This is a genomic window from Acinetobacter sp. WCHA55 (genome assembly GCF_002165305.2).
GTDB lineage: Bacteria > Pseudomonadota > Gammaproteobacteria > Pseudomonadales > Moraxellaceae > Acinetobacter.
Map to the genome: position 1 here is coordinate 2,827,667 of NZ_CP032286.1, position 23,231 is coordinate 2,850,897.

Annotated in this window: 22 protein-coding genes; 7 read left to right on the plus strand and 15 right to left on the minus strand. The window is 43.8% G+C overall.

Annotation, left to right across the window (positions count from 1 at the left end; all coding sequences use genetic code 11):
- Nucleotides 1–324: 324 nt before the first annotated feature.
- Nucleotides 325–1,968, plus strand: coding sequence for an acyl-CoA synthetase (locus CDG62_RS16420; RefSeq protein ID WP_087527523.1), 1,644 nt, complete (start codon nucleotides 325–327; stop codon nucleotides 1,966–1,968).
- 81 nt (nucleotides 1,969–2,049) lie between these two features.
- On the opposite strand, the gene yjgA is transcribed toward CDG62_RS16420, so the two are convergent.
- The 9 genes from yjgA to mazG all read right to left on the minus strand — a co-directional run bounded on the left by yjgA (nucleotide 2,050) and on the right by mazG (nucleotide 8,692).
- Nucleotides 2,050–2,583, minus strand: coding sequence for a ribosome biogenesis factor YjgA (yjgA, locus tag CDG62_RS16425; RefSeq protein WP_086209847.1), 534 nt, complete (start codon nucleotides 2,581–2,583; stop codon nucleotides 2,050–2,052).
- 2 nt (nucleotides 2,584–2,585) lie between these two features.
- The gene (locus CDG62_RS16430; protein ID WP_010325935.1) at nucleotides 2,586–2,855 is read right to left on the minus strand and encodes an HPr family phosphocarrier protein; all 270 of its coding nucleotides are present in this window, start codon (nucleotides 2,853–2,855) and stop codon (nucleotides 2,586–2,588) included.
- Nucleotides 2,852–3,703, minus strand: coding sequence for an RNase adapter RapZ (gene rapZ / locus CDG62_RS16435; protein ID WP_087527524.1), 852 nt, complete (start codon nucleotides 3,701–3,703; stop codon nucleotides 2,852–2,854). The genes CDG62_RS16430 and rapZ overlap by 4 nt, the downstream gene beginning before the upstream one ends.
- Before the next feature lie 26 nt (nucleotides 3,704–3,729).
- Nucleotides 3,730–4,572: a pantoate--beta-alanine ligase gene (gene panC / locus CDG62_RS16440; protein ID WP_087527525.1), complete on the minus strand. Its 843-nt coding sequence runs from the start codon at nucleotides 4,570–4,572 to the stop codon at nucleotides 3,730–3,732.
- 3 nt (nucleotides 4,573–4,575) lie between these two features.
- Nucleotides 4,576–5,385, minus strand: coding sequence for a 3-methyl-2-oxobutanoate hydroxymethyltransferase (gene panB, locus CDG62_RS16445; protein WP_087527526.1), 810 nt, complete (start codon nucleotides 5,383–5,385; stop codon nucleotides 4,576–4,578).
- 36 nt (nucleotides 5,386–5,421) lie between these two features.
- Nucleotides 5,422–5,910 (minus strand): 2-amino-4-hydroxy-6-hydroxymethyldihydropteridine diphosphokinase, encoded by a 489-nt coding sequence (folK, locus tag CDG62_RS16450; RefSeq protein ID WP_087527527.1) that lies wholly within the window; start codon nucleotides 5,908–5,910, stop codon nucleotides 5,422–5,424.
- Nucleotides 5,907–7,376: a polynucleotide adenylyltransferase PcnB gene (gene pcnB / locus CDG62_RS16455; protein ID WP_087527528.1), complete on the minus strand. Its 1,470-nt coding sequence runs from the start codon at nucleotides 7,374–7,376 to the stop codon at nucleotides 5,907–5,909. The genes folK and pcnB overlap by 4 nt, the downstream gene beginning before the upstream one ends.
- Nucleotides 7,377–7,513: 137 nt before the next feature.
- On the minus strand, nucleotides 7,514–7,912 hold the full coding sequence (locus tag CDG62_RS16460) for a ComEA family DNA-binding protein (protein WP_228254407.1): 399 nt from the start codon (nucleotides 7,910–7,912) through the stop codon (nucleotides 7,514–7,516).
- Between the two features lie 18 nt (nucleotides 7,913–7,930).
- The gene (gene mazG, locus CDG62_RS16465; RefSeq protein ID WP_087527530.1) at nucleotides 7,931–8,692 is read right to left on the minus strand and encodes a nucleoside triphosphate pyrophosphohydrolase; all 762 of its coding nucleotides are present in this window, start codon (nucleotides 8,690–8,692) and stop codon (nucleotides 7,931–7,933) included.
- A gap of 118 nt (nucleotides 8,693–8,810) precedes the next feature.
- On the opposite strand from mazG, the gene CDG62_RS16470 reads away from it, so the two are divergent.
- Nucleotides 8,811–9,578, plus strand: coding sequence for an SDR family oxidoreductase (locus tag CDG62_RS16470; RefSeq protein WP_087527531.1), 768 nt, complete (start codon nucleotides 8,811–8,813; stop codon nucleotides 9,576–9,578).
- 40 nt (nucleotides 9,579–9,618) lie between these two features.
- Here CDG62_RS16470 and CDG62_RS16475 read toward each other — a convergent pair whose 3' ends face one another.
- The 4 genes from CDG62_RS16475 to cysM are packed head-to-tail and all read right to left on the minus strand — an operon-like array spanning nucleotide 9,619 to nucleotide 15,125.
- Entirely contained in the window at nucleotides 9,619–11,925 is a 2,307-nt protein-coding gene (locus tag CDG62_RS16475) for a RelA/SpoT family protein (RefSeq protein WP_087527532.1), read from the minus strand.
- A 33-nt stretch (nucleotides 11,926–11,958) separates the two neighbouring features.
- Nucleotides 11,959–13,347, minus strand: a complete 1,389-nt coding sequence (gene rlmD / locus CDG62_RS16480) for a 23S rRNA (uracil(1939)-C(5))-methyltransferase RlmD (protein WP_087527533.1) — start codon at nucleotides 13,345–13,347, stop codon at nucleotides 11,959–11,961.
- Nucleotides 13,348–13,353: 6 nt separating this feature from the next.
- Nucleotides 13,354–14,175: a 3'-5' exonuclease gene (locus CDG62_RS16485; protein WP_087527534.1), complete on the minus strand. Its 822-nt coding sequence runs from the start codon at nucleotides 14,173–14,175 to the stop codon at nucleotides 13,354–13,356.
- A gap of 20 nt (nucleotides 14,176–14,195) precedes the next feature.
- Nucleotides 14,196–15,125 (minus strand): cysteine synthase CysM, encoded by a 930-nt coding sequence (cysM, locus tag CDG62_RS16490; RefSeq protein ID WP_087527535.1) that lies wholly within the window; start codon nucleotides 15,123–15,125, stop codon nucleotides 14,196–14,198.
- A 153-nt stretch (nucleotides 15,126–15,278) separates the two neighbouring features.
- Between cysM and CDG62_RS16495 the strand changes: the two genes are divergently transcribed.
- The 5 genes from CDG62_RS16495 to rsfS all read left to right on the plus strand — a co-directional run bounded on the left by CDG62_RS16495 (nucleotide 15,279) and on the right by rsfS (nucleotide 21,194).
- A complete protein-coding gene (locus CDG62_RS16495) occupies nucleotides 15,279–18,092 on the plus strand; it encodes an ATP-binding protein (RefSeq protein ID WP_087527536.1) in 2,814 nt (937 codons plus the stop codon).
- A 113-nt stretch (nucleotides 18,093–18,205) separates the two neighbouring features.
- On the plus strand, nucleotides 18,206–18,994 hold the full coding sequence (locus CDG62_RS16500) for a crotonase/enoyl-CoA hydratase family protein (protein WP_087527537.1): 789 nt from the start codon (nucleotides 18,206–18,208) through the stop codon (nucleotides 18,992–18,994).
- A gap of 34 nt (nucleotides 18,995–19,028) precedes the next feature.
- Nucleotides 19,029–19,904, plus strand: a complete 876-nt coding sequence (locus tag CDG62_RS16505; RefSeq protein ID WP_087527538.1) for an NAD(P)-dependent oxidoreductase — start codon at nucleotides 19,029–19,031, stop codon at nucleotides 19,902–19,904.
- Between the two features lie 15 nt (nucleotides 19,905–19,919).
- Nucleotides 19,920–20,714, plus strand: a complete 795-nt coding sequence (locus CDG62_RS16510) for a hydroxypyruvate isomerase family protein (protein ID WP_087527539.1) — start codon at nucleotides 19,920–19,922, stop codon at nucleotides 20,712–20,714.
- A 75-nt stretch (nucleotides 20,715–20,789) separates the two neighbouring features.
- Nucleotides 20,790–21,194 (plus strand): ribosome silencing factor, encoded by a 405-nt coding sequence (rsfS, locus tag CDG62_RS16515; RefSeq protein ID WP_004692321.1) that lies wholly within the window; start codon nucleotides 20,790–20,792, stop codon nucleotides 21,192–21,194.
- Between the two features lie 47 nt (nucleotides 21,195–21,241).
- On the opposite strand, the gene CDG62_RS16520 is transcribed toward rsfS, so the two are convergent.
- Both CDG62_RS16520 and CDG62_RS16525 read right to left on the minus strand, forming a co-directional pair.
- Nucleotides 21,242–21,850 (minus strand): hypothetical protein, encoded by a 609-nt coding sequence (locus CDG62_RS16520; RefSeq protein ID WP_087527540.1) that lies wholly within the window; start codon nucleotides 21,848–21,850, stop codon nucleotides 21,242–21,244.
- Nucleotides 21,851–21,866: 16 nt separating this feature from the next.
- Complete coding sequence (locus tag CDG62_RS16525; RefSeq protein WP_087527541.1) at nucleotides 21,867–23,204, minus strand: ammonium transporter; 1,338 nt, start codon at nucleotides 23,202–23,204, stop codon at nucleotides 21,867–21,869.
- Between the last annotated feature and the right edge of the window lie 27 nt (nucleotides 23,205–23,231).

The window sequence follows — 23,231 nt, forward strand, 5'->3', positions numbered from 1 at the left end:
TGCCAATCCATCAGCCACCCAAGAATGAGGGAATTGATACGCCGCAATCCTGATAACTACATTTTAGAATGACTTTACTGGTCACTTTTTATTGAACAATGCAGTAACACAAGCACACACATTTTGTTTAAAAAGCAAGCTAAAATCGACCAAAAAGCGCTTATATCGTACAGAATTCATAGATTCAGTTTAGATAAACTAAACAAAAAAGTTCAATAAATTCATCTAAAAAGCGCAACTCGACTAAAGCATAAATGCAAGATTTCTGAAAAATGCATATCTTTTAAGCAATGAAAAAATAATACTGAATTTGGAGTGATAAACATGGTCAGTGCTTATGACGAACTACCAAGAACCCCCGCAAACTTTGTGGCTTTGTCACCGCTGCGTTATTTAGAACGAGCTGCCTATATTTATCCCCATCAAGACGCCATCATACATGGACACCGTCATATTTCATGGCGTGAAACTTATCAACGTTGTCGTCAATTTGCTTCTCAGCTGCAAAAACTGGGGATTACCAAAAATGATACTGTCTCGGTACTATTACCCAACATCCCTGCAATGATCGAAGCACATTTTGCAGTACCTATGACAGGTGCTGTGCTCAACACGTTGAACACGCGCTTAGATGCCAAAACCATTGCATTCATGTTAGAGCATGCCGAAACCAAAGTCCTTTTGGTCGATCCTGAGTTTGCATCGGTTGCACAAGAAGCTTTGGCTTTGGTCAAGCGCGACATTTTTGTGATTGATGTAGATGATGCTGAGTACGAGAACTGTTTTGCAGCTCCGATTGGTCAGATTGAATATGAAGACTGGTTAACCGAAGGTGATGAAAACTTTGAGTGGCATTTACCTCAAGATGAATGGGATGCCATTAGCCTAAATTACACCTCGGGAACGACAGGCAACCCGAAAGGGGTGGTCTATCATCACCGCGGCGCTTATATCAATGCAGCCAGTAACATCATTGCTTGTGGCATGACACCTCGTGCGACCTACTTGTGGACCCTACCCCTGTTTCACTGCAACGGTTGGTGCTTTGCATGGACTATGGCCGCCAATGGTGGCACCAACATCTGTTTACGTAAAATTGACCCTGAACTCATTTTCAAACTCATTGCTGAGCACAAAGTCGATTATTTCTGCGGTGCACCAATTGTGTTATCAATGCTGATCAATACCCCTGAAGAGCAACGAGTTCACTTTGAACACCGCGTTGAAGTAATGGTGGCAGGTGCTGCACCTCCCGCTGCAATCATTGAAGGCATGCGCCATATTGGCATCAATGTCACCCATGTCTATGGACTGACTGAAACCTATGGCCCTTCTGCGCTTTGTGCCTCTCAAGCAGGTTGGTCTGACTTATCGATTCAAGAACAAGCGCAACTGCACTCACGCCAGGGGGTGCCATACCCACTGCAAGATGGAATGAAAGTGCTGGATCCAGACACCATGCAACCTGTACCGCATGATGGCCAAACCATGGGTGAAATTATGTTCCGTGGCAACATTGTAATGAAAGGCTATCTCAAAAACCCTGAAGCGACCGCAGAAGCCTTTGCAGGTGGTTGGTTTCATACAGGCGATCTTGCAGTCTGCCAACCCGATGGCTATGCCAAAATTACTGACCGCTCTAAAGATGTGATCATTTCTGGAGGCGAGAATATTTCATCACTCGAAGTGGAAGAAATTCTCTATCAACACCCTGCTATTTTAACGGCTGCGGTGGTCGCGAAACCCGATCCTCGCTGGCAAGAAGTGCCATGTGCATTTATTGAACTCAAAGCAGGTAAAGAAACCACACCTGAAGAAATTATTGAATTCTGTAAGCAACATCTGGCACGTTTTAAAGTTCCCAAAGATGTAGTGATTACAGAAATCCCAAAAACGTCGACAGGCAAGTTACAAAAATTTGTTCTACGCGATTGGGCCAAAGAGCGTGCAACTGGCGAATTTAGCTAAATATTCAGCAGTCTATACAAGCAAATATTCTCATAAAAAAAAAGCGACCTTAAAGGTCGCTTTTTTCTATTTCTAAATGGCTTAATTATCTGAAATTAAAGCCACTTGCTGGATGTAATTAAACAACTTCAAACGTGACGCTTTAAGTTGTTCTTCATCCGCCTGCTGTTTCATATCACGGTGAATCCGCAAAACATGTTGGCGAATGGTATGACGCTCAGCTGCATTATAGGTTTTGGAAAACTCATTAATCACAGGGTCACCATCTTTGATCATACGATCAACCCAACGTAGCAATTGAGCGGTTTTTTTCGCGCCTTGTTGCGGTGTCAAATAAGACAAAATCACTGTTTCATCTTCATTACGCAGCAACTTACCAATGCGTAAAAATTGGCGACGACGAGCTTCATTTGATGTAATCAGTTTCACATCCAAAAGGGCTTCAATCAAACGCTCTTCAACAGGTAAGTTTTGAATTTGTTTAGTATTCAACTCTGCCAGTTGTGCACCCAAAGACGCCATACGTTGTACGGCTTTTTTCTGTTCGGTTTTACTTGCACGTCCTTCTAAAGATTCAAAGTCTTCTTCAGTAAAACTATGCGGTCGACGTGCCACGATTAATCTGCCTCGTAAAATTTTGCTGCAAATAGTGCCTGAATCTCAGATAAAGCTTGTTCTTCATCTGCACCTTCAAGCACCAAGCGTAAAGTGGTTCCCTTTCCTGCGCCTAGCATCAGGAGGGACATAATATTTTTGGCATCCACCAATTTATCTCCTTTTCCAATTTGGATTGAAGAACGGAATTTGGTGGTCACTTCAATGAGCTTGCCAGATGCACGCGCATGTAACCCTAGTTTATTAATTACGTCAACAGTTGTGTCAATCATGCCCAGTGCTTCATTTCTCGATGGAGGACCTGAATAGACCATTTTGCCTCAAGGGCTTTTTTGAGTCTATCCACAATATATACAGAGCGATGCTGCCCACCCGTACAACCAATTGACACGGTCATATAGTGACGATGCCCTTCAGCAAAAGCTGGTAACCATTTATCTAAAAATTTATAAATATCTTGGAACATTTCGTGGGTTTGCTCACTTTGTTCCAAAAATTTTTGCACAGGAGCATCTAGTCCAGAATACTTCCGTAGCTCTAAATCCCAATGCGGATTAGGTAAATGTCGGACATCAAACACATAGTCAGCATCCAACGGAATACCATGTTTAAAACCAAAAGACTGCAAAATCAAAATCAGCTTATCTGACTGCCCCAATTTTGACAGCAAGGTATGCTTTAAATCGTGCACACTTTTATCTGTGGTATCAATATGCACAGTTGAGCGCAAATTAATCGGCAATAAAAGGGTTTTCTCTTCTTGAATACACTGGTTCAAACTTTGAAAGCGTGTCGCCAACGGATGCGGACGACGTGAAGCACTAAAGCGCGCAATCAGCTCTTGGTCACGTGTGGTCAAATAAATAATATCGACCGTACCATGCCTTTGCAATTGTTCAAACACCAAGTCGAACTCTTGCAAATCTGCACGTGTACTGCGCACATCCACACCAAGCGCCAACTGCTCAAGGTTGTTTTCCCGATCCAGCTTAGCAACAATCTCTGGGAGTAAGGCCAAAGGCAAATTATCAATACAGTAATAACCGAGGTCTTCCAACACTTGCAATGCAGAGGATTTACCCGAACCAGACTGTCCTGTAACAATTAAAATGCGCTTCATCTTAATCCTTTGAGAGGTGAGCTTGCCTAAATATGTTTCACTTTCAAGTTATCAATTAAACGAGTTGCCCCGAGTTTTGCCGCAACAAAAAGCACCACATCTTGGTCAAACGCATCCAATTTCTGCAATGCAGGTGTACGTGCTTCCACATAATCCACAACAAAACCAGCCTGTGTCAATGTCGCCTTTATATTTGCTAACACATCCGCTAAAGCTGTACCGGCTTGTAACGACTGTTCTGCTGCTTTTAAGCTTTGATAAATGGTCGGTGCCTTTTGACGGTTTTCTTCGCTTAAATAACCATTACGAGAACTTAAAGCCAAACCATCTTCAGCACGGGCAATTGCTACACCCATTACTTCAAGCGGCATATTCAAATCACGAACAAATTGACGAATCACAGCCAACTGTTGATAGTCTTTTTCACCAAAGAAAGCAAAATTAGGTTGCACAATATTGAATAGTTTCGTCACCACAACCGCGACACCATCAAAATGCCCTGGACGTTGTAGACCACACAAATCATTGGTGATATCTGAAACGGTAATATTTGTCAAACGTGGGCTGCTGCCATACATTTGCTCAACCGATGGTGCAAACACAATGTCACAACCAACCTCGGCCAACAAGCGCTGATCTTGCTCCAAGGTGCGTGGGTAACTGTCAAAATCTTCATTGGGTCCAAATTGAATAGGGTTCACAAAAATGCTGACTACAACCACATCACAGAGCTTTTTCGCTTCGCGTACAAGGTTCAAATGCCCCTGATGCAAGTTCCCCATGGTCGGGACGAAACCAATACTTTTTCGAGCCGTTCGCGCAGGGTTCAATGATGCTGATAGGCCTTGGATCGTGGTTTCAGTTTTCATGTTTTACAGCTCGACTTGGAATGTTTGTTCTTTCGCAGGGAATGAGCTATCTAGCACTGCTGCATGGTATGCCTTGAACGCATCCAAAATCGCAGTTTCCCCTGCTTGTTCTTTCATAAAGTTACGTACAAATTTTGCAACACGACCAAAAGTCAGTCCAAGCATGTCTTGTACTACTAAGACTTGACCATCGGTATCCACACCTGCGCCAATGCCAATGACAGGTACATGTGGGAACAATTCACTAATTTCTTTACCGAGCTGCGCAGGCACACACTCTAATAACAATAGCGCAGCGCCCGCATCAACTACCGCTTGGCAGTCCGCAATCAGTTGGTCTGCCGCTTCACGTGTGCGTGCTTGTAATTTATAGCCACCAAACACATGTACAGACTGTGGAGTTAAACCTAAGTGTACACATACAGGAATACCGTTGCGCGTCAAAACCTGAACTGTTTCAGCCAGCCATGCACCACCTTCGACTTTGACCATTTGCGCGCCCGCTTGCATCACCACTTTTGAGCTTTGCAAAGCATCATTTAAAGTGGCATAGCTCATAAACGGTAAATCGGTCATGATCAAGGCATGCTGGTTACCTCGGCGTACAGCTGCGGTGTGGTAAGCCATATCTTCAACTGTAACAGGTAAAGTGGAATCACGACCTTGAATCGCCATACCTAGCGAATCGCCAATTAAAATGGTATCAATTTCAGCAAGTTCCATTGCCTTTGCCATACTTGCATCATAGCAAGTCAGGCAGGAAAATTTGCGACCTTCTGCTTTAAATTTTCTTAAGTCATTTAAACTAATCATCAAACTATTCCTTTCAACATCTTTAGCTCGGCTAAATTAAATCTCTGCCCAATTGCCTGCATCCAGCACGCTCAACGTGGGTTGTTGTACAACAGGCAACTGTTTCAACGCAATACCATCAATGTGTAAATCTGGGTCTAAATCCAACAATGGAATCAACACAAAATCACGCTCCATCACACCGATATGTGGCACGGTTAAGCGTTCATGCTGAATTTTCTCTTCTGCATAGATCAGTAAATCTAAATCTAAAGTGCGCTCACCCCAATGGCGTAAACGTACACGTCCCGACTCTTGTTCAAAACGTTGCAATTCATCCAGCAAAGCCAACGGCGCCAAGTTTGTGCTGAGTTGCACCACGGCATTTAAATAATTGGGTTGGTCTTGCGGTCCCATTGGTGGGCTTTGATACAGCTTGGAGGTCTTCACATCTCCAAGACTGGCCAACTTGTGCACCGCTTCAGTCAAAATCACTTTCGAGTCGCCTAAGTTGCTACCTAGACCAATGTACGTAACGATGCTCATTGTGTCGGTCCAAAAATCACGCTACTTAAATCACGCTGAACACGTTTACGTTTTAAAATTGGGTGATCTTCGCCAATCTCGGTTGAGCTATGACCTGCTCCCTTACCAGTCTGAGTACGAGCTTCAGCGTGTTGCTTCGGTTTACGTGCACGACGACTGCGTGATTCTTGCTCTTGTACCAAAGGCTCAATTTCATGACTTACCGTTTTGGCAGTCACCGCTTCTTCGGCACTTACTTTACCACTGCGACGTGATTTTGCGCGTTGGCGATTATATTGGCTGATAGCACGTTCTTTTTCATCGGTGCTCATCAACTGATATGCATCCCACCACTGGCCCATACCAAGCGTACCCTCATCACCGGCTTTTTCGCGAAGCAACAAGAAGTCAAAGCCTGCACGGAAACGTGCATGGCTAGATAAGGCTTGAATTTGCTGTGCTTTCGGATTGAGTAAACGCGTTTGCATTTCCCACACTTCGCGAATGAAGGTTTCGGCAAAGCGCGGAATAATGGTCCGTGTGGCTTGGCGTTTCAATACATCAAGTCCTGCTTGTGCACGAGCTTCAGCCGCAACCACACCTTTATTGCTATAAAACTCACAACGCTCTAAGAATGGTTGCCACAACAATACAGCATAGAAAAATGCAGGGTTGATGGTCTTGCCCACTTGAATACGCTGATCGGTATTTTTAGCAGCACGTTCAATAAATGGGGTGATATTCGGTTGGATATCTGCAAATAACTGCTTCCAAATACCGAAATCGATCAGCATTGGCAACACACGATTTAAATGTCCCATCGTGAACAGTTTCTGAGATTCATCATATAAACGGTGCGGCGAAACATCACGCAGCAACTGCGTCATTTCCAAGGTGAAAACGTCGAGAATTTGCTGATCGATTGAGAAACCTAATTTTGCAGCAAAACGTAAAGTCCGCAACATGCGCACTGGGTCTTCTTCAAAACGCGTTTGCGCATCGCCCAGTAGACGTAAGGTTTTATGTTTAATGTCATCCACAGCATGACAGAAATCTAAGACTACACCCTTACGTGGCTGATAGTACATTGCATTGATTGAAAAATCGCGGCGGGCAAAGTCTTGCTCAATCGTACCCCAATTATTATCACGCAAAATCATACCTTGCGCAGAGGTGACTTCTTTCTTCGGCGGTGCACGGAAAGTTGCAACTTCAACCAACTCACGACCTGAATAGACATGAGCCAGCTCAAAACGGCGCCCGATAATACGGCAACGTCTTCCGAAAACTTCTTTTACCTGTGACGGTGTTGCATTGGTCACTGCATCAAAATCTTTGGGATTTAGGCCAAGCATCATGTCACGGACACCGCCACCGACGATATATGCTTCATAGCCTGCCTTAGTTAATGCATCGATCACATCTAAAATGTAAGAAGGTAATTGAGCGGTTGATAAACCACATTTTGACGCGCGCAAAGTTTGCAAAAGCCGCTGTCTCCTACGCCTAAACGTAAAATTCTAAGATGACGCTAATCATATATCTAACACAATCAAAGGGCAATTTGATTATCGAAAGCAAAGCAGGATTCTGCTCAATTCACGAATAAATGACACTGCTTTTTTCACAAGCTTAAACGGGCTTTATTTTTTGCAAAAATTGCCGGTCCAATCCCGCGCACCTGCTGTAACTCATCTATAGTCTTAAATGGCCCTTGTTTCTGGCGATAAGCCACAATTGCCTGCGCCTTTTTTAGGCCCACACCCTGAAGTTGCTGTAATTGATCAACACTGGCCTGATTTAAACTAACTTTATTTGTGCTCAACACAGGTTGGGCCTGAACAGGAAACACAGCACGTTTCACGCTCTTGGACGCTTGAATACGATCATCCCACGTCTGCTGCTCTGCTTTCCAGTTCAGGTAATTCTGATCAAAAGATTGTGCATAACTGCTGGGCATCCAAGCCAGTAAACTCAGTAATAACAACGCAATGATCAACAAACTTACTTTTATTTTTATCAATTTAAGCCACCATTTTTATTATTTCAGTTGTAATTTGGCTTGCTCCCACAGTTGATCCATTTCTTCTAAAGACATTTGCTCAATATTTTTGTTTTGTTGCAAAGCTTGATCTTCAATGAAAGCAAAACGAGTGCGAAATTTATGAATCGTACTCAAAAGCGATATTTCGCTTGAGACGCCCAGTTTACGTCCAACATTGATCATTGAAAATAAACAATCGCCAAATTCATCTGCTATTTCATCGGAATTTTGCTGCTGAACCGCATGTTTCAATTCAGCTAATTCTTCTTCAAGCTTGGCACAAGCACCTGCCACATCAGGAAAGTCAAAACCGATCTGTGCTACATTTTTTTGAATCTGTTCCGCCTGCTGTAAGGCAGGCCCGTGTTTGATACTGTCAAGTCTAGACTGTGCCTTACCTTGCTTTTCCTGCTGTTTAATTTGCTTCCAAAGCTCGCCCACATCTTCGGCCGACAACGCCGAAAACTGCTGTGCTTGAAAGACATGGGGATGACGACGAATTAGTTTTTCTGTGATAGCATTTACCACATCTTGAAAATTAAAAGCCCCTTGCTCAGCATACATCTGTGACTGGAACACCACCTGTAGCAGCAAATCCCCCAACTCATCACGCACCTCATCAGCTTTACCTGAACGCACAGCGGCTTCAACTTCATAAGCCTCTTCAATGGCATAGCGGGTTAAACTTTCTGGGGTTTGCTGTTGATCCCATGGACATTTTTCACGTAACTCACGCATCACGTTCAGCAATTGTTCCATGTTTATCTCTCTTCAAAAATCATATTGATAATAATTACATTATGACGGCATACATTTGTTATGCTCAATCCAATCACAACAATAACATTAAGAAAAATAGCAACAAGGAGCAGTTTCGATGCGCAGTATTTTGATTAGTGGTGCAGCTCAAGGGATTGGTGCAGCCATCGCACGCTTATTTTATGCACATCACTATAAAGTAGGGATTTATGACATCAATATCGCTCAAGCCCAACAGCTTGCTGACAGCCTTGGATCCAACGCCAAAGCAGGTCAACTCGATGTTTCTAACTATCAAGACTGGCAAACCGCTTTAGCCGAGTTTGTTGCATGGGCGGGCGAGCTCAATGTTTTGGTCAATAATGCAGGGATTCTATTCTCAGGGCCTTTTGAACACACAGAGATCAGCGCACATCACAAAACCATGTCGATTAATATCAATGGTGTACTGAATGGCTGCCACGCTGCATTGCCCTATCTCAAACAAGCAAATTTTGCTCGTGTCATCAACCTTTCATCGGCTTCAGCCATCTATGGTCAAGCTGATTTGGTCTCGTACTCTGCCAGTAAGTTTGCAGTACGCGGTATCACCGAAGGCTTAGATACCGAATGGCAAAAATATGGCATTCGCGTGCTCGATGTCATGCCACTATTTGTACAAACTGCCATGGTACAGGATATGCAAGCGAAGAGTATTCAAAACATGGGAGTACACTTAACTGCGGAAGATGTAGCACAACATGTTTTTCAACGCGCTGTTGCAAAAGATACGGTACTCACTCCAACCCATCAAGCCGTGGGCGCTAAAGCCAAGCTTTTATTTCAACTGAGTAAAATCAGTCCCCAATGTCTGAATCGCCTGACCAACTTATATCTTTCTAAATAAAAAAGAGCCTGCAATTGCAGGCTCTTTCTTTTCAATTCGCTTAGTTACCTTGCACAAGACGACGCGCACTAATAATGCCCGGTTGTTGCTCCAATCGTGCTAACAGTTTCGACAGTTGCGATAAGCCTTTAACTTCAATCAACAATTTCATATTGGCAATACCGTCTGCTTCAGAAATGGTATTGACCTGACGAATATTGATTTGATCGGAGAAAATCACTTGGGTCAAATCTTTGAGCAAACCACGGCGATCATAAGCTTCCACCACAATTTGCACACTCTGACCACGTGTTGGCTGCATTTCCCAATCAGCTTCTACCGCACGCTCAGGTTCATTTTGAATCATGCGTAAGTAGTCAGGACATGCCACTTTATGGATGCTCACCCCACGGTTCAAGGTGATATAACCCGCGATTGACTCGCCATGCACAGGTTGACAACACTGCGCTACATGTAATTCAACATTATCTAAACCATCAATCAGAATGCCATGCGCTGACAAGGTATGACTAGCGCGTGGATTCAACGTCGGCTTCAGCACCAGTTCAGGTTCGTCCTGATCCAAATGCATATGACGGTTCACCTGATTGATCAAGGCATGCAGACTAATGTCACCATTGACCAGTGCAATCAGAATGTCTTCACCCGCTTTGACATTGAAATGATTACAGTAATCATTCAAATCAATACTTTTTGGGTGAATCGCTAAACGTGAAAGTTCTTTGTTGAGCAGTTCGCGGCCCACTTCCAAGTTTTTGCTACGATCTTGTTGTCTAAACCAGTGACGCAGCTTGTCACGTGCACGTGCTGTCTTGATATAACCTAAAGAGTTCACTAACCAATCACGGTTCGGCTCACGGTCTTTTTTGGTTAAAATCTCAACTTGCTCACCCGTTTTTAAGGTATAAGTCAGCGGAACATAACGCTGATTCACCCGCGCGGCATAACACTTGTTACCGACTTGAGTATGCACATGATAGGCGAAATCGAGTACCGTCGAACCACGTGGTAGTTCTTTAATATCGCCATCTCGGCTAAATACATAAATCTTCTCAAAATCTTCAAAATCTTGAATTTGCTCAAAATTTTCAGAGTCCTCATCCGACTTATGTACATTCGCATCATTGCGCTCTTGGTAATGTTCAAGTACTGCACGCAATGAATGTAAACGATGGTTGAAAGAGCGATCGGTATTCTTACCGCCCTCTTTATAGTTAAAGTGCGAACACACCCCAAGCTCTGCTTCTTCATGCATGCTCTTGGTACGAATTTGAACTTCAAGTGACTTATTTTCAGCAATCACAGCCGTATGCAGTGAGCGGTAACCATTGGCTTTCGGATTGGTAATATAGTCATCAAACTGATGCGGAATATGCCGCCAAATTTGATGCACGATCCCCAACGAGTGATAGCACTCAGGTACGGTTTTAACCAAAACCCGAACGGCGCGAATATCATAGAGCTGATCGAAACTCAGGTTCTTACTTTTCATTTTTCGATAAATCGAATAAATGTGTTTTACCCTACCACTAATTTCAGCTTCAATACCATGCTCATTCAAAGATGCACGCAGTGTATCAATCACGAACTGAATATATTGTTCACGCTCCAGTCGCTTTTCATTCAGCAGCGTCGCAATTTCTTTATAGCGATCAGGCGCTAAATAGCGAAAGGCTAAATCTTCCAGCTCCCACTTTAACTGCGCAATTCCTAAACGGTGTGCCAAAGGTGAGTAAATGGTTAAGATTTCTCTTGCTACACGCTCTTGACGTTCTTTAGACGAAGTCGCCAATTCACGCAGTGCATAAGTTCGCTCGGCCAATTTGATCAGTACAACACGCACGTCTTCCGTCACCGAAATCAACATTTTATAAATGCCGTTTAAGTGCTCGCGCTGATTGTTATTAAAGTGATCTTCGAGGCGTTTATTCTGCTCAATAAGGTCGGACAACTTACCCATAGCCAAAGTACCTTTGACCAGTGCGTGCACCTGTTCGCCAAAATGCTCTTGTACTTCTGCCAGAGGAATCACGCCTTCACGCACCCCCCGATAGAGCATCGCAGCAGCTAAGGTATCTTCATCGACATGCAAATGGGCCAGAATATCCGCCATTTCAATACCGGTATAAAAGATATTGGAACGATGATTAACCGTGGTTTCTAACTCTTTTTGTAAAGTCAAATTGGCAACTTCTTCGAGTTGCTCAAGCTTCGCATCATCTAATATGCTTCGAACACGATCTAACCATTCAGCCAAATCATGTTGAGCTTGTTCGGCATGCTCTACAGTCGCCTCCTGAGACAACTCATTGAGTCGTCCAGGTAGTTGCTCACGTACTGTGACCATACCCTTCTCCTACACTTTTACGCTTCATATTCTTTAATCGTTTATCTCATTATCTTTTTCAAACAATGCTATCGACTCAACGTGACCCGTGTGGGTAAACATGTCCATCACACCGGCTTTGATTAATCGATAACCCTGCTGTACCAACAGCCCCGCATCCCTTGCGAGTGTCGCTGGATTACACGACACGTAAACGATTCTTTTTGCACCAAAGTTAGGCATATAATGCATTATTTCCTCTGCGCCTGCACGTGGAGGATCTATCAATAATGCATCAAATCCTTGATTTGCCCAAGAATGATGCGAGAAATCTTTTGTTAAATCTTGTGAAAAGAACTTCAGCTGGCCAAGATCATTACGTTCCGCATTTTCTGCACCACGTTGAACCATGTCTTCACTGCCTTCAACACCAACCACTTGTCCTGTTGCGCCCACGCATCGAGCCAAAGGCAAAGAGAAATTTCCTAGACCACAGAACAAATCGAGAACACGTTCTCCTTGTTTTAAATCTAGCAAGTCACATGCCAATTTCACCATTTGCGGGTTAATGGTTGAGTTTACCTGCGTAAAGTCGTGTGGGTTAAATCCAAATGCCACATCAAAATCATTTAAACGATAATGTAAACGCATCTCTGCATTTTCATCATCCATACGCTTTAGACTGTCTGGGCCTGCATCTTGTAAATACAATTGCCACCCTCTGTCTAACGCAAATTGTTTTAATCGGTTGACATCCTCTGTGTTTAATTTTTCAGTATGTCGTACCGTAAGGGCAATATCACAATCCCCCATGGCCAATTCTATATGACCAATGGCCGCTTTGGCTGTTAGACTTTGGAGTAACTGCTTTAAGCGTGTGATCGAACCAAACTCTTGATCTAAGACCAAACAGCGATCAATTGAAGTTAGTTTATTGGTTTGACGCTCTCGAAAACCCACGACCAATTGGTCTTTATGAGGCAAATAACGCACCCCAATGCGTGCTTTACGGCGGTAATCTTCACGTAAAGAGCGTAAAGGCGGCAACCATTCTTCAGGTTGAATCCCCGCAAAATGCTGCAAATGTGATTTAAGCACATCTTGCTTTAAACGAATTTGTTCATCGGGATGAATGTGCTGCATATTACAGCCACCACAGCTTTTAAAATGCGGGCACTTTGGCTCAACACGAAAAGTAGAGGCTTCACTGAGGAGTTGAATAGCATCGGCTTCCTCTAAACGCTTTACTGCATGGGTAATCTGCGCTTTGACCGTTTCACCCGGCAACGCATAGCTAATAAAGACTTTTTTACCCTGCTTGTCCGCAGGATGATCTGGATGCGAACCATAGTGCGCTATGCCGCGTCCTTCATGCGAAAGTGACTCAACCTGAAAGATATAACTGGGCTGTTGAGTGGGACGAGGTTTGGCTCTATGTTTCATGTGTACCTAAAGATGGGAAGGGGAAAAATCAGCAACAGTAAAGGCTGTCTGCTGTGAGGTCTCACGCCACACCGACAAAAAGTCTTGATGCTGCGGTTGAGCCTGTAAAAACTGGATAGTTTGATTGATAAAATGACGGTGGTCTTGAGCTAACAATTGCCCTTTGAGCAAAAGCCAACGCAAATATACCAGCCATGTATTAAGTACATCACCTTCACAATAACTGGTGAGTTTGAGCCACTCCTGTGCCCGAACATATTCAGGTACATGATACGCCCCATCGCCTCTTTTACCGGGATACCCCAATAAATGGGCTACATCATCTAGTTTTTGGAAATGACGTCCATTAAACATTGCCATCACATCCATCAGGTCGATGTGACGCTGATGATAACGGTTCTGATAGTTATTATAGCGCTTTTGTGTGTCAATTTCGCCCTGATCGAACAACGCAGGTGCAGTTAAACCATGATACATAGCGCGAAGCATGATTACAGGTAAGTCAAACTGAGCGCCATTCCAGCTCACTAAAGTTGGTAAGCGCTTATCAAATATAGATAAAAACTTACTGAGGATTTCTGCTTCAGAGTATTGTTCACGACTAAAAGAAAACAGTTTCATCTGGCCTTGGTCATCTAGCCACAAGCCAGAAATACACACAATTTCATGCAAAGCCAAACGCTGAAAATCCATGCCTGACTCTTGACGACGCAATTTAGTCAGGGCCGCCTCCAAATCTGCTTCAGGCAAATCTAAACCATATAAATGCGCCCCCGATCTCAAATCAGTCATGGTTTCAATATCAAAGGTGAGAACAGGTAAGCGCATAGCAGGACTCTCTTTTTGTTTTATTCAGGATCAACCACAGAGAAAAGTCCCGTCGATAAATAACGGTCACCACGGTCACAAATAATGCACGCAATGATAGCACCAGGGTTTTCTTCAGCAATTTTAATGGATGCCCACACCGCACCACCTGAAGAAGTTCCTGCACTAATCCCTTCTTTTTGCGCCAATTTACGCATGGTTTTTTCCGCTTCAATTTGTGGAATATCAATAATCTGATCAATCCGGCTGCGGTCAAAAATCGTTGGTAAATATTCTTCAGGCCAACGACGAATCCCCGCAATACTTGAACCATCTGATGGCTGTAAGCCAATAATTTGAACGTCGGGGTTCATCTCTTTGAGATATTTAGAGACCCCCATAATGGTGCCTGTAGTGCCCATTGAGCTCACAAAGTGAGTGATTTTGCCACCCGTTTGCTGCCAAAGTTCAGGCCCTGTCGTTAAATAATGCGCTTCAACATTATCAGGATTACCAAACTGGTTGAGTACATGCCCTTTGCCTTCTTCTTGCATTTGCAAAGCCAAATCACGTGCACCTTCCATGCCCTGTTCTTTGGTCACTTCAATCAGTTCCGCGCCATAAGCACGCATTGCATCTTTACGCTCTTGGCTCATGTTGTTGGGCATAATCAGTTTCATCTGATAGCCACGCATCGCGGCAACCATCGCCAATGCAATGCCGGTATTTCCACTGGTCGCTTCAATCAAGGTATCGCCTGGCTGGATTTGCCCTCGCTTTTCCGCTTGCATAATCATGTTATACGCGGGACGGTCTTTGACAGAACCTGCGGGGTTGTTGCCTTCTAACTTTGCCAATACTGTTGCTTGAGTGTGACTAGCCAGACGCTGTAAACGCACCAGTGGAGTTTTTCCAACATAGTGATCTAACAAAAATTCGTCTGCTTGAAAATCAGTGGATGTAGTACTCATTCTTTGCACCTTGATCGAGGTGCGCCTATTGTATGGAAAAATGCCTGTCCCTGCACTCATTTAGCGTGCTTTTTCGTGAAAGTGATTAAAGCACCATCGATTTTTTATAAAGCATGCTACACTTCAAAGCATAGGGAATAAATCACTTGCACCATGTCAAATATCAATAAAAAGTTATTTAATCGTCTGCACTTAAACCATGCTTATGGACAGCTCATTGCACTTATTTTCGTGCCGATTATGATCTTGGCTTGTGTAGGTGCATTACTGGTCATTACCGAAACATCGAATGCCGCCAAAGCCCAGCAGCGACAAATGGCGATTGCGATTTTAACGCGCTACCAGTTGGATGCAGAAGCAGCGATCAATTTAGTGAATGCTTCCCCTTGGCAATATGAAAATGCACGTTATTTGATGCAAAAAATGTTAGATGAAAAACATCTGATTCGTGCTGCAATTATTGATGACAAAGGCAACAACAAACTTAGCATTGGCTACCAAGACCAAGCGCCGTGGCCCGCGCTGAAAAAAAATACTGATTTTTTTGGCCCAATGAATTTTAAAGGCAATACAGTATATGGTTTGCCCATCAACCAATTTACAGGTACGCCTGCGCAGTTGGTGGTTGAATTAGATAACCAGCCCTTACAAATTGCCCGTTATCGCGTGTTGATTGTGTTGATTGCGACAGGTCTGTTGACACTCTTATTGCTTTTACTCTGTTTAAATTTCTACTCGCGTCGTTGGATTGCGCCGATGTATGAAATTCGCATGCAACTGCAACGTTTAAATGCCGACACCCTCGATCAACATATGCTGATTAACAGTACCGGTGAATTACGTTTGCTACAGCGTGATATTGCCAATGTGGTGAAACGCCTGCATTTTAGTTTTTTAGAATTGAAAGAACATACTGAGCAGACGGAAGACGATTTGCGTCGAACCCTTGACACTTTAGAAGTACAAAACATCACCTATCGTCAAGCGCGTGACCAAGCCATTTCAGCAAGTCAGTCCAAGTCTGTATTCTTGGCCAATATCAGCCATGAACTGCGCACGCCACTGAACAGTATTGATGGTTTTATTCACCTATTACTGCGTCAAGACAACCTCAACAATGATCAAAATCTGTATTTACAAACCATCCGCAAATCATCTGCACACTTACTGGCACTGATTAATGATGTTTTAGATTTTTCAAAAATTGATGCTGGTAAGCTCGAACTCGATACTGCCACTTTTGATTTAGAAGAGGCAATTTTTGATGTTATGGATATGCTGTCTCCTCTCGCCGCACAAAAGCATATTGATATGGCCTTTTATTATGCCGACAATGTACCCAAGCATGTGGTTGGAGATGCCCTCCGCTTTAAACAAATTTTAACCAATCTGATTTCCAATGCCATTAAGTTTACTCCTGATGGCGAGATCATCGTCCGTGCAAGAATGGAGCAAGATGATATTGGACAGTGCCTATTGCACTTTAGTGTACAGGACAGCGGCATCGGACTCAGTGGAACCGACCGTAAAAAATTGTTTGAGTCTTTTTCGCAAGGCGATGCTTCAGTCACGCGTCAATTTGGCGGTACAGGTCTGGGCTTAGCGATTTCCAAACAACTGGTGCATTTGATGCAGGGGCAAATTGGATTTGAGGACAACCAAGAACGTGCACCCACCGAAAAAGGTTCCACCTTCTGGTTTACAGCCATGTTTATGGTCAATGAAGAAGATGAATACGTCGAGCATCCTCAGTTTAGCGATATGCAAGTGGTTTCGTATTTGGCGCATCCAGCAACGGCCAATATTCTGCGTCATTATCTTGAAGACTATACTGTGCAACACATCGAATCGAGTTCAATTCTAGACTTGTTCAGTCATCTCAACAGACTGCCTCAAGATGTGGAAAACACATGGTTGATTGTTGACCATAGTGGTGATACCGAAGCTTTATTAAAAGAAATTCGTCAGCGTTATAGCGGTAACCTTGCGGTTTATGGTTACCAGATGTCACTTGATTTGACCACACTGAATGAGTATCGCGCACGACCATTATACCAACCGCTCAGTCGGAGTGCTTTGATTCAATTACTCAGCAACCAACCGCTATTTGAAGAAGACGAAATGGAGTCCTTCAATGGCCAAGGCTTACATATTTTAGCGGTAGATGACCATCTCCCTAACCTGATTGTCCTTGAAGCCCTACTAGGCGAGTTGAATGTCAAGACAACAAAAGCTTTAAGCGGTCAACAAGCTTTAGAGATTCTACAAGAGCGCGCTGAACACGACAGTAAAACTTTTGATTTGGTGTTTATGGATATTCAAATGCCTGTCATGTCGGGTGTCGACACCACACGTGCCATTCGGGCGCTAGAGTCAACCATCGAAAACCATAAGCGTTTGCCCATTATTGCCCTGACCGCACATGCATTGGCTGATGAAAAACAAAAACTATTGCAAGTCGGTATGGATGACTATGTTACCAAACCAATTCAAATTGATCAGATTATTCAAATCCTGACCCATTGGACCACTGATCGTTTCAACAAAGGCTCACCTATTGAAAAAGCAATCGTGATTGAAGCACTCGACCCTAAGGTTCTCGACTGGCAGCAAAGCTTACAGTTAGCCGCCAATAAAGAAGACTTAGCAGTCGACTTGCTACGTATGTTAATGGATAGTTTTGATACTGAGCTGCATGAAATGAAACAGTTGATTGAAATGGAAGATTTCCCACAGTTGGAGCATGTGCTACACCGTATGTATGGCGCAACACGCTATGTCGGTGTACCCAACTTACAAGAAGCAACAGGAACTTTTGAACAGTTTGTTTCAACCTTACGTAAAGAACGTCGTAAAGCTGATGAACAGTTTATTCAAGAAACCATAAAACGTTTCAATGAGCTCAAAGTCGTGATTGAACAAGTACAACATGCGGCACAGCAAATTTTAATCAAACATAGCCCATAAAACATGCAAAAGAGCATGACACCAAAGACAAGTTTCGACGTGACTCTTGGTGTCATTTATCCGCACAAGAGCTATGCTATGCTCCGTGCGAGCAAAAAATAAGAGTTCCCATCATGGCTTTACTTCGCATTGAAAAGAAAAATGGCATTGCCACTGTTTCACTTAACCGTCCAGACAAACGCAATGCGATGAGTTTCGACCTGTTGCGTGAATTGGTTAAAACTGCTGAAAAAATTAAAAAAGACCGCAGCATTCGCTGTGTCATCCTTACTGGTGAAGCGCAAGTCTTTAGTGCAGGCATTGATCTTGCCGATTTGAACAACCCGAAGAATCGCGCCTATGCTGCATGGGAACTGATCAAACCCGGACAAAGTCTATTTCAAAAAGCCTTCCTGATTTGGCAAGAACTGCCTGTTCCCGTGATTGCCGCGATTGAAGGATTTTGCTTTGGTGCTGGTATGCAATTGGCTTTAGCGGCGGATATTCGTGTGGCACACCCTACAACCAAAATGTCGATTATGGAAAGCCGCTGGGGACTCGTTCCAGATATGGGGCTGACGCGTTCTTTGAAAGGTTTAATCGGTCTCGATCTTGCTAAAGAACTCACGCTTACAGCACGTATTTTCGATGCAACTTATGCCAAAGAAATTGGCTTAGTCACCCATCTTGATGACTCACCGCTTGCTCAAGCCCAAGCCATTGCAGAAGAAATGTTACAACGCTCACCAGATGCGCTCATGGCCTCAAAATATGTGCTGGATGCCATGCAGCATGAGCCTAAAAAATCCTTACGTTTGGAAAAAATTTGGCAGCTCAAATTACTATTAGGGAAAAATAGCCAAATCGCCCGTAAGAAAGATAAACAACCCGAAGTGCAGTATCTACCACGCCAATACAAATAACAGTATTTAACCACTGACAATCAAAGAGGGTTCCATGAATTTCGATCGACACACTAAAATTGCATTTCTCGGCATGGGACTCATGGGAAGCCGTATGGCCACCCGCTTACTTCAAGCAGGTTTCGAGGTTGCTGTATGGAACCGTACCAGTAGTGCCTGCGATGCACTCCTTGATTTGGGGGCGACAGCCTTAGCACTCCAAAATATTGCCGAATATCCAGTAGTTCTGACCTGTTTAGCTGACGACAAAGCTGCACTCAGCGTTTATGATCAAATCGAACCATTTTTGACGGCGAAGCAAGTGATCATCGACTTTTCCAGTCTTTCGGTGGAGCAAACCCTGAGTCTTGCAACACGTGCCGAACAAAAACAGGTGCAATGGATCGACTCACCTGTTTCGGGAGGGACTGTCGGTGCAGAACAAGGGACACTGGTCATCTTTGCTGGTGGCGATGCACAGATGATTCAAGACTTGTCTTTGATTTATAATATCTTGTCGCAACGTGTCACCTGTATGGGCAGCACTGGAACAGGACAAGCCACAAAAATTTGTAATCAACTGATTGTGGCTGCCAATAGCACCTTGATTGCTGAAGCGGTAGCTTTAGCTGCTAAAGCTGGCGTAGATACTCGCTTACTCGCACCTGCGCTTGCAGGCGGTTTTGCCGATTCGAAACCCTTCCAAATTTTAAGTCCACGTATGGCGATGCACCTGTTTGAGCCCGTACAGTGGAAAGTTCAAACCCTATCCAAAGACTTGAACAATGCCGTGCAGCTTGCCGCACAACAGCAACTCGATATTCCTGTTGCAGTGCGAGCACTTCAGCAATTGCAAGCACACCAACAACAAGGCTATGCTGAAGCTGATCTTGCCTCAGTCATATTACAAGTAGAACAAAAAGCCAAATAAAATCAGGAGAAAATCATGACCAAACTTGCTGTAAATTTATCCATGATTTTTACCGAAGTGCCGTTGATTGAGCGTTTTACTTTAGCTCAAGCCGCTGGCTTTAAACATGTGGAAATCCAATTTCCTTACGAGCTCAGCATTGAACAAATTCAAACCCAACTTACACTACATGACTTAAGCCTTTGCCTCATTAACGTTCCCGCGGGTGACCTAATGACTGGTGGAGATGGTCTTGCAGGTGTCCCTGGTAAAGAGCTAGAGTTTCATCACGCACTCCAGTTGGCAGTGCAATATGCCAACGCACTCAAAGTGCCAAGTGTGAATATCCTTGCTGGTAAACAACCCCTAGATGCCGACCTCCTACCTTGTCTAAATACCTTATCCAAAAACCTGAAACTGGCCTGCCATATGTTTAGTGAACATAACATTCGCCCTGTTTTTGAAATGATCAACGGTACAGATATGCCACGCTTTTTAGTACAAAATATTGCCCAAGCACAGGAAATGTTAGAAGCCGTACAACACCCTGCACTTAAAATGCAATATGACTGCTATCACATGGCCATGATGGGTGAAGATGTGCTGCAAGGGCTACAAGAGAATATTCAAGATATTGGTCACATCCAATTTGCAGACTGTCCAGGACGGCATGAACCAGATACTGCACAAATTATGTATGCAAATATTTTTGAATGGCTACAACACAGCTGTTATGACGGTTATATTGCGGCTGAATATCGACCAAAAACTGTTTCAACTCAATCCTTTGCATGGAAGGCAAAATACTTTACTGCACACCCTCAAAGTTGAACTGTTACGGATTTGAAATTTTCGCCTAAAAACGCTATATTACAAGATGAGTTATTGTCCGGAAAAATTCCCTTTATGAATTTAGAACCATCGCCCAGCGCTTCTAATTCTCACGATTTCGCAATGAATACCCAAGCTGCCGACGTACAAGCTTGCTTAAAAGTTGTACATGAAGCCCTTGAAGATGTAAAAGCAAAAGATATTTTAGCGATTGATGTCAGCCTAATCAGCAACGTCGCTGATGCAATTGTGATTGCAAGCGGAACATCAACGCGTCACATTAAAGCACTTGCTGATAACGTAGCTGAAGAAGCACGTAAAGCAGGCTTCCGCCCTCTCGGTGTCGAAGGCGAACGTGATGCAGAATGGATCTTGATTGATCTGGGCTTTGTTGTTGTGCACGTGATGTTGCCAACAGCACGTCGTTTCTACGACCTAGAAAGCCTTTGGCGTGCAGCCCCAGAAGAGACTGTAGCCTAATATAAAAAAAGCGACCTGTAGGTCGCTTTTTTTATATCTAATTTTATTTAAATTAAGCGATGCATGTCGACCATTGGGTAGCGCTCTTTCACTTGGCGCTTCACATGGGCATAAAGCTGATCTGCTTTTGCTGGACCATAAAACTCACAATAATTTTCATAACAGACCGTCAAGACCTGTGCATATTGAGTTATGGGCAAAGCTTCGAGTACAACTCGATCATTCAAAGCCTGATGTTTATCAATCACAATTGATAAAGGCTCTAGCTGCATTTTCACTTCACTTTCAAACTCCTGCACATCAACGACTTTGACTGCTTGATAGACATTTTGCATAAAAAAGGTCAACGCATCGAGCAATGCTGCTCCCCCTTGTTCACTTTTCGATACTTTTGTAGATGGGTTCAACAACACTTGTTTTTCAACATGTGCCATCTCTGCCAAGACATTTTTGAGCATGTCTTTTCGGAAATAACGTAATTCCTCAGTGGTACAGATTTCACTCAAAAAACGGTTCAGGACAAAGGACGGTTGATCACCATATTTCACTTCCCAGTGATTCAATACTTGCTCTAAAAGTGTTCCTTGTAAGTATTGACTCAGTCCACGTTCGATCGCTTGGCGTTTTTGTAAAATAGTTAATGTTTCGGTCGACATAAGCTATCCTCTTTCATTAATGACGTTTGGTCATATCATCAGTTTCAAACGTCACATCACGCTGAAACTCAGGATAAGACAGTTCTGCATGTTCGGTATAGTCCAAGCCACGTTGTTCATGTTGTTTACTCACTCGCAAACCACCAAGAACGAGGTCTAAGACTTTAAAAACGATCAACGCCACACCAAAACCCCACGCAAAGGCTGTCAAAATACCCAAGCCTTGTACCGCAATAATCCCCGCATTAAACATTTGGTTTTCAAAAAATAACCCCGCAGCCAATGTGCCCCATGCTCCACAAAAACCATGTACAGTCACTGCATCGACTACATCATCCAAGCGGAGTTTTTCCATCACCACTGGTAAAATACTGACCAACACACCTGCAACCGCACCACTGATAATGGCATACAATGGACTCATGGTTGCACAGCCCGCCGTAATTGCAACCAGCCCACCCAAGGAGGCATTAATGGTGCCGCGCATTAAAATTGCTTTGCCACGTATTAGGGTATACACCATATAGGCAACTGCCGAAGCACACGCTGCTAAATGCGTATTCAAGGCAATCCGCCCAATACTCACATCTGCCTTCACAGTAGAGGCCGCATTAAAACCAAACCATGCCAACCATAGAACAAAACCACCTAGCGCCACCAACGGTACATTATGTCCTGCCAAGTAATGGACTTGCCCATTACGTCCAAAACGCCCTAAACGGGGTCCCAGCACAATAATTCCAGCTAAGGCTACCCATCCACCAATCGAATGCACCACCGTTGAACCTGCAAAGTCAATGAAGCCCATGGCTTTTAGCCAACCTTCGCCATCAAATAAGCTCCCCCAAGCCCATGCACCAAAAATCGGGTAGATCATGCCACTGACCACCGCAGCACTCACGATATATGCCACAAAGTGAATCCGCTCAGCCATCGCCCCACTGGCAATTGTCGTGGCGGTCGCCGCAAACATCATTTGAAAAAACAAGAGGTTCCAGTGCCAGTCATCCATGGAGTTGGGTGCAAAATGCGAGGTTCCTATCCAACCACTCGAATTGACACCAAACATCAAACCAAAGCCAACCAACCAAAACACCAAGCCCCCTAAACAGGCATCCATATAGTTTTTCATGAGTACATTAATGGTGTTTTTAGAACGTACCGAACCACTTTCAATCAAAGCAAAACCTGCTTGCATGAAAAACACCAAAATGCCACCGAGCACCACCCAAACACTGTCGAGCGAGAGACGAATTTCTTGAATATTTTGAGCCTGTGTTGGCATGGACTCCGCAGCAAAACTGGGTAAAGCAATACAGCACACAAAGAAGAGTAAGTATTTTATTTTTTTCATGAATAATCCCCCAAAGATTATTCATCA